The following is a 10,925-nucleotide window of genomic DNA, read 5'->3' as shown; positions in this document are numbered from 1 at the left end:
GCCAGATCAGCCACGCGCAAGAAGGCGTTGTCCTCCTGCACGAACTCGATGCCCTCGCGCCGCAGCGAGCACGCCAGTTCGCTGTGACCGTTGCAATAGAACTGCAAGCCAAACGGCGCCCAAGTCGGCACGCGCAGGTAGCACAGGCCGAATTCCTCGTCGATGAAGTAAAAATAGTAGTGCAGGCACTTGCCCTGATCGGCTCTCAGGTAGACATGTCCGTTGCTCTTGTCCAGCCAGGGCTTGTAGCTCGCACATGCCTCCATGGCCGAGATCACATGGACCAGCCCTGGCGCGTCACCTCGAACAGCCAGCACGCGCGCTACCAGGTCTTCCTTGCGGATGTGGCTCTTGTTGACGTGTTCGATGCGCACGCCGGCGGCTTCGCAAACTTGCTGCGCACGCTCTCGGATTCGCTCGCGCAGCGGCTCGGCAAAGCGCGGGTAGTCAAATATCCGGATACCGTTCGCGTACAGAAAGCTGGTCATCCCGCCCGCGTAGCACGCCCCGGGCAAGGTGCCTGTCACGATGATCCTGTCGTAGCACGACAGCACGCCGTGAAGGTTCGCCGCATATCGATCTGCCAGTGCCGTCGTTGCCATGGTCGCTCACCTCGCCATCGGTTCGCCGGCGATCGTATTACTTGTTTGGTTCCGGCTCTGCCGGCTTAGGCTGATATGAGATGCTTATCCAAGCAATGCTGAGCATGCAGGAAGCGGCCCGGGCGGCAATCAGCCCTGATCCGTCCAGACAAAGAGAGATTGCCCGCAAGGCCGTCGAGAGAACGCTCGCTCACATGAGAGAACTGGCCGAGATGGGGTGCCAGTCGCAAGCCGACGCGATGGCTCATCTCACGCGGCGGCATCGGAGCAAATGGAAGCGATCAAGAAGCTGGTGCAGTTGAGGTGAAGGACGTAGCGCCCTGGGGGCTGGCGGCCCCGGAGTGATACGAACGCGACAGACAACTCAAGATGTGACGCCCGCCACTTGAGGTGTCGATCGCAGAACTCTTCTCGTGAAAAGAAGTTCGCGTCGGCCGTGTCCAGGCCTGCTGCCCCCAGTAGCGTGACCAGAGAGGGACGACTTCAAACCTGAACTATGTTTTTGCAGAGCACGCCGCTGGGGGCACGGCTTCACCCGGAGTTCCGAACGAAGCTGATTTCAACCCGCGCGCAAGCCGCCGCGCACTTCGACGTGCTTGCCATCGCTGATGCCGAGCTCCAGTGGCCGCGCCTCCAGCGCCGTGCCGTAGCGGCCGAACACCACCTTCCAGTCGCGCAGGTCCTGTACCGCATCGGCCGCCACCGCGACCTGCTTCTCCTCGATGAGCACGTCGACCTTGACGGACAACCCAGGCCGCCAGATGCCCTTGGGATTGGCCAGCACGATGCGCGCCAAGGCGTGGCGCGTCTGTTCGCCGACGAGCGCGCTCATGTAGTTGATCTTCGCGTTGGCTTGCGCCTCGAAGGCGTTGGCTTTGACCACCACCGGCAGGCCGCTGACGACGCTGCTGAGATCACGCGCACCCACGGCGGCCTCGACCCAGACAGTCGACAGGTCGGCGACGGTGAAGACGGCGCTGTCTTCCCTCTCGGACTCCCCGAGGGAGAGCCGCTTTTCGGTGACGATGCCGTCGATCGGCGAGCGCAGTTCGTAGCGGGTGAGGCTGCCGCCTGCGGCGACTCCGACCAGCGACGCGAGCTTGTTCTGGGCGCTCTGCACGGCAATGGAAGCCTCCTCCATCGCAGCTTGGGCTTGCAGCATGTCCTCCTTGGCGGAGATCTTTTCTTCCCAGAGCTTGCGCTCGCGTTCGTAGGTCGTGCGTGAGAGCGAGAGGCGGCGTTGCGCGGCCAGCAGTTCGGCGCGCTGATCGGACAGGCCCTGGCTGCTGAGGACGGCCAGCACCTGGCCCTTGCGAACGGCATCCCCTGCGCTGGCCTTGACCTCCTCGACCAGCGCAGCCAGTCGCGGCACCACCTGCACCGTGCGGTCGCTGTTGTATTTCACCTCGCCAGTCAGTCGCAGTGTGCTGCCGATCAGCGCCGGGCCGGCGGTGCCCAGGTCCACGCCCGCCGCTTTCATCTGCGCGTCCGTCATCGTTACGCGGGCCTCGACCTGCTCGTAGCCCAACTGGTGCGTCTTGCCCGCATGGGTGGCGGTCACTTTCACCTTGAACGAATGGGGCTCGTCGACGGTCACGTTCCCTGCGAGGTAGTCGCCTTCCTTGGCCAGAGCGAAGGCCTGGGGCGGCTGGCCGAGACGTTCGATCGTCAGCTGCACCTGGCTTTGCGCGGGGTCGACCGGCTTGCCGTCGACATAGGTGTAGAGGCGGAACTGGGGTTCCCGACCGGTTTCGAAGATAGTCACCTCGACCGCGTAGTTGCCGTCCTTCAGCAGCTTGCCGCCATGCGGGCCCTTGGTGGGTGCCGGTGCTGCCTCTTGAGCGCGCTCTTCCTTTTCAGAGTGCCCGTCTTTATCAACATGGCCGTCCTTTTCAGAATGCCCGTCCTTTTCTCCGTGCTCGTCCTTGTGCTCTTCGCCGTGACTCGCCTCCGCATGGCCGCGTCCATCGCCGCCGCTTGCGAGCATCTTGTCGCGCAGGATCAATGCGCCCAGAACGGCGGTGATCACGAGCACCGCGACGATCGCGATCCATTGTTTTTCCTGATTAGGTAGCAAGTTCAGCCGGGCTCACGCAGTGAGCCTGTGATGCTGGACGATCAAGGCATTGCACACGGAGGTGCGTATGCCTATGAATCGAGTCCAGTTCCAGCGAGGGATGTCGCTGCACGCGTTTCACGCCCGCTTCGGTACCGAAGCACAGTGCCGCCGGGCGCTGTTGGACGCACGCTGGCCTGCAGGCTTTCGTTGCCCGTCGTGCGATGGAGCCGACCACAGTCGGTTCGAGCGCTCGGGGAGGACCTACTGGCAATGCACGGCCTGCCGCACCCAGACCAGCCTGACAGCGGGCACCATCTTCGATGCCAGCAAGCTGCCGCTGAACACCTGGTTCCTGGCCATGTACTTGCTGACCCAGACCAAGACCGGCATGTCGGCGCTCGAATTGCATCGGCACCTGGGCGTCAGCTATCGCACCGCCTGGCTGGTCAAGCACAAGCTCATGCTGGTGATGTTCGAGCAAGAGCGCGACCGACGGCTTGGCGACCTCGTCCAGATTGACGATGCTTTCATCGGCGGTGAACGTACTGGCGGCAAGCGCGGCCGCGGCTCGGAGAACAAGGCGCCGCTTATCGCGGCCGTCCAGACGACACCTGACGGCCAAGCCATTTACGCCCGGCTGGACGTCTTGCCAGACTGGAGAGTCCCCACGGTAGCGCGCTGGGCAGTAAAGGCGTTGTGGACCTCGACGCACGTCGTCAGCGACGGGCTGTCGGGCTTTGTGGGCGTGAAGTCGGCCGCGTGCAGTCACGAGCCCATCATCCACAACACAGGTACCGCCAAGGCGAACGTCCAACACGCTCGCTTCAAAGCGATCAATACTTTGCTGGGCAACCTGAAGATGTGGATGAACACTACCTTCCGTGGCTTCAAGACCGATCACTACGCCCCGCGTTACCTGGCCGAGTTTCAGTACCGCTTCAATCGGCGCTTCGACCTCACCCAACTCATGCCAGCGTTGCTGGCCTCGTGCGCCGTCCAGTTACCGGCTCGTGAGGTCAGTATGCGCACGGCTATGACAGCTGAATTTGCTACCTAATCAGGTTGTTTTTTGGGTGGGAAGTTGTTCATGGAAGCTGCTCTGCGATTCATGGGGTGGCCGGCATCGCATCGACGCCAAGAATTCGGTTCAGGTCGACCGCCGCGCGGTGCGCTTCGGCCAGTGAGCGCAGGTACTGCGTGCGCGCCTGCTGGAGCGTGCGCTGGGCATCGAGCACTTTCAGGAAGCTGAACTTGCCCCGTTCGAATCCGCGAGTGGAAGCGTCGAACGCGCTCTGCGCGCCAGGCAGCACGTCGGCACCCAGGGCGATGGCCTCGGTACGAGCCGCCAGCAAACGCTCGCGGACCTGAGTGGCCTCGCTCCGATGACGGCCTGGTTCAGGCCGAGCTCGTTGTTGCGCTTGCCGCCCAAGCTGACCATGACGTCCGAAAACTTGCGCGAGTTCTCGACCGCCGTCAGCGCCGTCCGGCGCGCCACCTCGAGTTCGGCACGGTTCACGGCCGGGGCGTTCTCCATCTTGCTGCGAAACGTCTCGTCGGAAGGCATCGGCGGCAGTGCGTCGAGCGAACCATCGAGCACATAGCCGTCGATGGACTGGCCGATCGCGGTGGCCAGCCGCGATCGCGCACCGATTTCCTCACTGCGCACCTGCGTGAGTTCGATGCGCATGCCGGCTTCGGCCTCGCGCGCTTTCGTCTCTTCCACCGGCGAGACCTTGCCGGCCGCCACCCGCTGCGTCGCGGCACGGGCCGAGCGTTGCACGCCGGCGAGCGCAGCCTCCGCCACGCGCACCCGCTCCTGCACTGCGAGCAGGTCGAAGTACGCCGTGGCCACCGCCGCACGCACGGCTTGCCGGCGCGTCTGCAGATCAAGGCGTGCCACATCGCTGCCACGGTCGGCCGCGAACCTGATCGAGGTTGCTTGCATAACGCCGAGGTGACGCGCAGGTGCTGCCGATCTCTGAGCAGAAACTCACCCCGCCTCCCAGCGTTCGCTCGGGGCAAGCCGGGCGAGTCGTCGCATCGGCTGTCGACTCGGGACCGCTACCGCTGGAGGCGCGAGCCGAAGTACGGCAGCTTACCCTTGTACTGGCCGCTTCCCTTGCCCTTGTCGGTGCCGTTCACTGCCGATGTCGTCATCGCGAACGTCAAAACCGCATGGGCCGCCGCGTTCGACAATTGGTCGAGCGCAATGTCGCTGTTGTTGAAGTAGGTGTCGCAGGCGAGGTGGTAGCAGGGGTCGTAAGCCACGCCAGCCGTGCCGCCGTACGACGCGGCCTGCTCGATGCTCTTGATTCCTTCGGCGCCGGTGAACAGCCCGCCGGCCGGAATACCGACGTCGATGAACGGACCGTAGTCCGAACGGCCGTCGAAGGCGGTCGGGGCGTTCTGCAGGCCCTGGCTCGCGAAGAAGTCGAGAAACACGTCCTCGATCACCTTCGAGCCATTCGGGCCGGCGAGCGGGGTGGCGGATCCATCGCCGTCGTAGACGAAGCGGACGAAGTTCGGCGAGCCGACCATGTCGAAATTGAGATTGACGGCGATGTTCTTGATGTCGCGCTTGCTCAGGCTGTTGACGTAATGCAGCGAGCCGAGCAGCCCCGATTCCTCGGCGCTCCAGAATGCGAACCGCACCTTGTTGACTGGCTGGATCCGCAACTCGGCCATCTTCAACGCAATCTCGAGGATCATGGCGCTGCCACTGCCGTTGTCGTTGATGCCGGGGCCTTCGGCTACCGAGTCGAGGTGGGCGCCGACGACGGCGATTCGGTCTGACCGGCCGCCGGGGCTGTCGGCAATCACGTTGTTGGTCGTGCGCAGTTCCGAGATGGTGCTGGTTTGCAGACGCAGCTGCAGGCCGCTGCCGATCAGCCCATTCAGTTCTTGGCCGACCGCGAAGCTCGTGGAGATCACCGGAATACTGACCGGAGCGCCGAGCGTGCCGCCGAACAGGGGTTCGCGATCGGGCGTATTGCCTTCGTTGAAGATGACCACGCCAACCGCGCCGGCCGTCACGGCATTCGCGACCTTTAGCTGGAACGTGCAGGTGCCGCGCTGGATCAGCGCGATACGGCCGGCGAAGAATCCGGCGAAATCCGCGGCCTCGCAGCCGCTCGTTGATCCACCGGTCGGCGGCAGCAGCAGGTCCACCGCCTGTACTGCGGCGCTTACGACGCCGCTGCCTGAGTAATCCATCGTGAACTGGTCGACGCCGTATGCATACACCTTCGGGCTCGGCGCCAGCTGCTGGACGACGGAATCAGCGGTTCGCTGGAAGAAGGCGAACTCGAACGGCTGATACGACACCTGGTAGCCGGCTGCGGCGAGCTTGTTATAGACATACGCGGCCGACGCATCGTGACCGGGGCTGCCGGCGACCCGCGTGCCTTGGTTCGCGTCGGCAATGCCCTGCAGCGCCAACTGGTGAGCGCGCACGCCATCGACGGTGACCGCGTTGCGCAAGGCGACGGTGTCGATCGAGACGGCGGCGAATGCCGGTGCCAGAGCCGCGCAGGCAACGACGGCCGCGGGTAGGCTCATCAACTTCAGAAGGTGCTTCATCTAATCGTCTCCTTGTTCAGGTTCGTTGATGGACCGAAGGAACGGTGCGGCAAGTATTCCCCACGCATCGCCGTTTGCCAACCGGTAGATGCCCCCGCCCGACAATGCCAAGGCTGCCTTGGTGGCCAGACAAAAAGATGTGCACCAATGAACGGGGCCTAGGAGCGTGGGCGGCAGAAATTTGCCGAGCTCACGACGTCGCTCGAATCGGGGCGCGGTGCGCCAATTCGCGCGGTTGCGCCCGTCGATACGGTGATCTTGAGCGTCAGAGGCAGCGTAGCGCCGCTCTGAGGCACAACACTGCGGTGGAGTTGGCTCATCGTGCTGCCTTCATGCGGTTTGCATGGCGCCCATGCGCCGCAGATTCAGCGCCAAGCAGATGAGCTTGAATTCGGCTTGCACGCGGTGCAGTCCTCGCAGGCTGAACTGACGGAACCCCAGCACGCTCTTGATCCAGCCGTTGGGCGGCTCTGCGATCCACTTGCGTCTGCGATAGGATAGGCCGCACGGCCTTGGTCGGTCTGCAGCTTGGTGGCCATCGCCACCGTGTGCGGATGGGTGTCGGGATCGATCTGCGCGTGCTGCTTGCCTTCGCGACCCAGGGCCACCACCATCTCGATGGGCAGGCCCGCGAGCCGCTCGAAGTTGTCTTCGCTGCGGTAGCCCGCATCGGCCAGGCCTTGCCGGGGGAGCTCGCCGATGTTGGCCTTGACCGCTTGCAGCATCGGCACCAACTGGTGCGTGTCGCCAGCGTTGTTGCTCAAATCGGCAGCCACGATGATGTGCGCCGTGTCGTCCACCGCCGTTTGCGCGTTGTAGCTGGCATCAAAGCCACCACCGGCGCGCTTCATGATGCGGCTGTCGGGGTCGGTGAAGTTGTCTTGTGCCTTCGCTTCGGGCACGCCGAACTCGCGCTTGTAGCGCCCGCCCTTGGGGTTGCCGTCCTCGTCGCGGCTCTGGTGCAAATCGCGGCTCCGGTACCCTGTAGCTTTTGAACTGAAGGCGGATCTATGGCGCAGAGGCTGCAAAGCATGGACGAACTGTTCAAGGGCCGGCACTTCGAGCGAGAGGTCATCGTCCTGTGCGTTCGCTGGTACCTGCGCTTCAAACTGAGCTTGCGTGACCTGGTGGAAATGATGGCCGAGCGCGGCCTGGGCTTGGCCCATACGACGATCATGCACTGGGTCCAGCGGTTCGTGCCCGAGTTCGAGAAGCGTTGGAATCGATTCGCTCGCAAGGCCGGCCGCCCATGGCGCGTCGACGAGACCTATGTGAAGATCCGCGGCAAGTGGACCTATCTCTATCGTGCCGTCGATCGAGATGGTCAGACAGTTGATTTTCGCTTGAGCGCCAACCGCGACGTGAAGGCGGCCAAGGCGTTCTTTCGCAAGGCGCTGAAGACACAAGGGCGACCGCCGGTCAGCATCACGCTGGATGGCTATGCCGCCTCGCACCGCGCGGTGCCAGAGTTGCCCGCGCACAGCTCACGCTGGAAAGACACGCGGCTGCGATCGTCGAAATACCTCAACAACATGATCGAACAAGACCATCGAGGCGTAAAGTCACGCATCAATCCGATGCTCGGCTTCAAGGTCTTCGACCGTGCCGCGGTGACGATTGCCGGCGTCGAGTTGGTGCACCGAGTTCGCAAGGGTCAGTTCAATCTCGGTCGGCTGCGTGTTCGGGGCCAAGCCGCGCCCGCGATCTGGAAGGCTGTGCTTACGGCATGACCTGCGCGGCCTTCTGGAGACGTCATTGGGCTACGTCGAAACTTTGCACCAGAACCGTTAAGACTTCCCAAGCCATGGACGGTGGATGCCACATCGGATCTCACTGACCGGCAGGCCGTCCGCCTTTCCGCTCCTGATAGACAGGCCCTGGCTGCATTCTTGAGAACGCTCACCGGCCCATTCCTTCAGGATAAGTGATGTTGCTCGCGCGTCTGCGAGCTCAAGGGGCCGCGCATCTGCAATACAGAGGGCGGCAGCCCGAACATCGTTCGCGCCGTGCGCGACAGGTGCGCAGAGTCCGCGAAGCCGGCCGAGTGCGCCGCAGCCGAGAGATTTTGCCCGGCCATGAGCAGTGTCAACACATGCAAGAGTCGCCGCCACAGGACGTAAGTCCGCAGGGGCATGCCCGTTTGCTCAACAAACAGGTGCCGGAAGCGCTCCGGCGAGAGATTCACCGCATTGGCCACTTCGGGGAGTGAAACGCTCTCGTCGACCCGCTGGCGGATGTACTCGATGGCAGCAAGTACGCGCGGGTCGGACGGCTCCCGAGGCGCCGCTCCGGACAGGTCCCGGACAAGCTGCATGCACACCGCTCGCACCGCTTCGACGCTCTTCTCGAACCGCCAAGCTCTTTCCAAACGCTTTGCAGCGACCGCCACCGTGTCGGTGTCGAGGAACTCAGGCCCATGTTGCAGGCGAGTGGCCAGTGCCTTCCCCTCAGGAGTCTCCGGCTCGATAAACAGAACCAAGCTCATGTCGCAGTCGTTCACGTCGATGGTGTGTACGGACCGGGACGGCACCAAAGCTGCGGCACACGCCTGCCATTCACCGTGGCGGCCGAGTTGCACACGCAGGCCCGCTGGAGCGCCCAAGACCAACTGGATGGCGTAATGCGAGTGCGGCTCGATGGGAGCACCGCCGCCTTCGCCTATGAACCCGCAAACGCCGGTCCAGGCTACGAAATCGCCGCGGTAGCGGGTTGCGGGCTGTGTGCTCATTGGTTGAACGGCTCTGCCACGAGTTTAGTGTGCCACGAAAGCGATAACCCGGCGGCCGCCCTGGCGGGTGGGCTCGGCAGCGACCGCCCGACGGTGGTGTTGAATGAAAAGGCTGCAAATCTAGCCGCTGTGTTCAAGTCCAAAACGGTCATTACGCGAAAAATTGAAACCTCACCAACCCCTTCTGGAGCTTTCAAATGACTTCTTTCGCCACCTGCACCCAAGCCGCCGCGGCTTCCTCCGCTACCAGTCAACCGACCTGCTCCGGATGCGCAACCTGCAAGTGCGGCAGCTGCGACTGCGTCATTTGCAACTGCGCAAGTTGCGACTGCACTGGCTGTGATTGCGCCACGGCGGATTCGCCCACTTGCGGCTGCGCCTCCTGAGACAACTGGAAGGACTGCCACTTCCCTCGAGTCCGCGTCGGGTACACCGAGACGTGGCTGGACCACTGCAACGCATCGCGAAAAGGAGAGCTTCATGTCAATCCCGAGCATCGGCCTCGTCATCCTCATCGGCGTCGTCGCCACAGCGGTCATGGATATGTGGCTGCTCGTCCTCTCCCGACTCGGCGTACCTACCACCGATTGGCGGCTGGTTGGCAGGTGGGTCGGGCAGATGGCGCAAGGGCGGTTTGCGCATGCGTCCATCGCCGAGGCGGCGCCGGTACGAGGCGAACACCCACTGGGCTGGCTTGCCCATTATGGTGCGGGCATCGCCTACGCCGCCGTGCTCGTTGCGTTCATGGGGGCCGATTGGGCAGGTCAGCCCACCATCCTCCCAGCGCTTGTCTTCGGGTTGGTCACGGTGGTCGTGCCGCTGTTCGTGATGCAACCGGCCATGGGGTCTGGCTTTGCCGGCTCCAACACCACGGCTCCTGTCAGGAGCTGCGTGCGCACCTTTGCGAACCACGCGGTGTTTGGAGCCGGCCTGTACGTCGCCGCTGCAGGCATCGCATACTTTTGACGCCCGACTCGCTGCTGGGAACTCAATTCAGCAGCTGCCGCCATCCGAGAAGGTGGGAGCATGACCGCGAAGCAACTCACCCGCATCGACCTTGACTACATCTCGTGACTCAATAGCCAAAACTGGGCGAGTTTGGGTCGATACGTGCACGACCAGGCTTCCCACAATGGGCGTCAACTTGGTCTTGCGGGTTATCGCGAGATGTTGGAGAAGGACTTCCAGGAAATTCCGGACGTGTTTTTTGACGTCCAGCTGCTTGTCGCCGAGCCTCCGAGAATCGCCAGCCGTCTGCAGTTCAACTGCGCGCCGCGAGGCAAGTTCCTTGGGCTGCCGGTCAACGGGAGGCAAGTGCGCTTCACCGAAAACGTCCTCTATGAATTCGAGGGCGGATAGATCTGCCGCGTCTGGTCAGTCATCGACAAGTTGGCCCTCGAGAAGCTAGAGTGGTCCACAGTCCGGCGACCACGCGATGGAGCGCCGGCCGGCCACCGTTGGCCATCAGGGTACCGTCGGGCCAACCAGGACGGTCTTTCGCGACCCGGAGGGGAACAACGTTTCGTTGCCTCCCACGCCCGACGATCGATGGCGCGTGAGCGCGCGGGAGGGACGGCAGAATGCGGGCCAGAAATGGACATTCCTCCGACACTCCTGCGGGCGCTACGCCTACGCAAGTTGTCGCTGTTCCGGGCTAGCGCCAGTTGATCTTGTTCATCAGTGCAAAAATGGAATGGCTGAGGCACGATCCGCTTGGGCCACCTCCTTTTGCTGGCCGTGTCGGCGAAACGCGCGACGAATGCGCATCTCACCAGTGGGACACCTTCGATGTCAGGGCAGGAATCAGGCGTCGGTGGTTTCCCGGCTCGCGCCGGCTCAAACGGCGCGGCCCACGCAGAGCGGCTCGGGATGCTCTTCGAACAGTCGCCGAGCTTCATGGCCGTGCTGGAAGGACCAACCCACGTCATCGTGCAGGCGAATCCGAACTACCTGCGTC

Annotated in this window: 10 protein-coding genes and 2 pseudogenes; 4 read left to right on the top strand and 8 right to left on the bottom strand. The window is 63.3% G+C overall.

Annotated features, from left to right (window positions below):
• Together WKW82_RS39420 and WKW82_RS39415 are read right to left on the bottom strand one after the other, a co-directional pair.
• Nucleotides 1–602, bottom strand: a 602-nt coding sequence (locus WKW82_RS39420; RefSeq protein ID WP_340348658.1) for a hypothetical protein, incomplete at its 3' end; no start/stop codon positions are given.
• Between the two features lie 559 nt (nt 603–1,161).
• Nucleotides 1,162–2,631, bottom strand: a complete 1,470-nt coding sequence (locus WKW82_RS39415) for an efflux RND transporter periplasmic adaptor subunit (RefSeq protein WP_340348657.1) — start codon at nt 2,629–2,631, stop codon at nt 1,162–1,164.
• A gap of 115 nt (nt 2,632–2,746) precedes the next feature.
• Here WKW82_RS39415 and WKW82_RS39410 point away from each other — a divergent pair, with 115 nt between their 5' ends.
• The gene (locus WKW82_RS39410; RefSeq protein ID WP_340348656.1) at nt 2,747–3,718 is read left to right on the top strand and encodes an IS1595 family transposase; all 972 of its coding nucleotides are present in this window, start codon (nt 2,747–2,749) and stop codon (nt 3,716–3,718) included.
• A 49-nt stretch (nt 3,719–3,767) separates the two neighbouring features.
• On the opposite strand, the gene WKW82_RS39405 is transcribed toward WKW82_RS39410, so the two are convergent.
• The 5 genes and pseudogenes from WKW82_RS39405 to WKW82_RS40770 form a co-directional block, all read right to left on the bottom strand.
• Nucleotides 3,768–3,971: a TolC family protein gene (locus WKW82_RS39405; protein WP_479694190.1), complete on the bottom strand. Its 204-nt coding sequence runs from the start codon at nt 3,969–3,971 to the stop codon at nt 3,768–3,770.
• Nucleotides 3,899–4,606, bottom strand: coding sequence for a TolC family protein (locus tag WKW82_RS39400; protein WP_340348654.1), 708 nt, complete (start codon nt 4,604–4,606; stop codon nt 3,899–3,901). The genes WKW82_RS39405 and WKW82_RS39400 overlap by 73 nt, the downstream gene beginning before the upstream one ends.
• 116 nt (nt 4,607–4,722) lie before the next feature.
• Nucleotides 4,723–6,240, bottom strand: a complete 1,518-nt coding sequence (locus tag WKW82_RS39395) for a M28 family peptidase (protein ID WP_340348653.1) — start codon at nt 6,238–6,240, stop codon at nt 4,723–4,725.
• A gap of 330 nt (nt 6,241–6,570) precedes the next feature.
• Complete coding sequence (locus WKW82_RS40775; protein ID WP_479694191.1) at nt 6,571–6,693, bottom strand: transposase; 123 nt, start codon at nt 6,691–6,693, stop codon at nt 6,571–6,573.
• Between the two features lie 143 nt (nt 6,694–6,836).
• A pseudogene (locus WKW82_RS40770) lies at nt 6,837–7,091 on the bottom strand (transposase); the annotation flags it as partial.
• Between the two features lie 171 nt (nt 7,092–7,262).
• Between WKW82_RS40770 and WKW82_RS39385 the strand changes: the two are divergent.
• Nucleotides 7,263–7,970 carry an IS6 family transposase gene (locus WKW82_RS39385; RefSeq protein WP_340348659.1) on the top strand — a complete coding sequence of 236 codons (708 nt, stop codon included), beginning with the start codon at nt 7,263–7,265 and terminating at the stop codon, nt 7,968–7,970.
• Between the two features lie 185 nt (nt 7,971–8,155).
• Here the strand turns inward: WKW82_RS39385 and WKW82_RS39380 are convergent, their stop codons facing one another.
• A complete protein-coding gene (locus WKW82_RS39380; protein WP_340348652.1) occupies nt 8,156–8,968 on the bottom strand; it encodes a helix-turn-helix domain-containing protein in 813 nt (270 codons plus the stop codon).
• A gap of 480 nt (nt 8,969–9,448) precedes the next feature.
• Between WKW82_RS39380 and WKW82_RS39375 the strand changes: the two genes are divergently transcribed.
• Together WKW82_RS39375 and WKW82_RS39370 are read left to right on the top strand one after the other, a co-directional pair.
• On the top strand, nt 9,449–9,934 hold the full coding sequence (locus WKW82_RS39375; protein ID WP_340348651.1) for a DUF2938 domain-containing protein: 486 nt from the start codon (nt 9,449–9,451) through the stop codon (nt 9,932–9,934).
• Between the two features lie 60 nt (nt 9,935–9,994).
• Nucleotides 9,995–10,327 (top strand): annotated as a pseudogene (locus WKW82_RS39370) (ester cyclase).
• Nucleotides 10,328–10,925: the final 598 nt, after the last annotated feature.

This window comes from Variovorax rhizosphaerae (assembly GCF_037889975.1).
Classification (GTDB): domain Bacteria; phylum Pseudomonadota; class Gammaproteobacteria; order Burkholderiales; family Burkholderiaceae_C; genus Variovorax; species Variovorax rhizosphaerae.
This window is presented reverse-complemented; position numbering and strand designations above follow the sequence as displayed.

Bases quoted from the DNA above. Each gene is read 5' to 3' on its own strand.
- WKW82_RS39410 (WP_340348656.1), top strand. From the start codon at position 2,747: ATGCCTATGAATCGAGTCCAGTTCCAGCGAGGGATGTCGCTGCACGCG.
- WKW82_RS39400 (WP_340348654.1), bottom strand. From the start codon at position 4,606: ATGCAAGCAACCTCGATCAGGTTCGCGGCCGACCGTGGCAGCGATGTG.
- WKW82_RS39395 (WP_340348653.1), bottom strand. From the start codon at position 6,240: ATGAAGCACCTTCTGAAGTTGATGAGCCTACCCGCGGCCGTCGTTGCC.
- WKW82_RS39380 (WP_340348652.1), bottom strand. From the start codon at position 8,968: ATGAGCACACAGCCCGCAACCCGCTACCGCGGCGATTTCGTAGCCTGG.
- WKW82_RS39375 (WP_340348651.1), top strand. From the start codon at position 9,449: ATGTCAATCCCGAGCATCGGCCTCGTCATCCTCATCGGCGTCGTCGCC.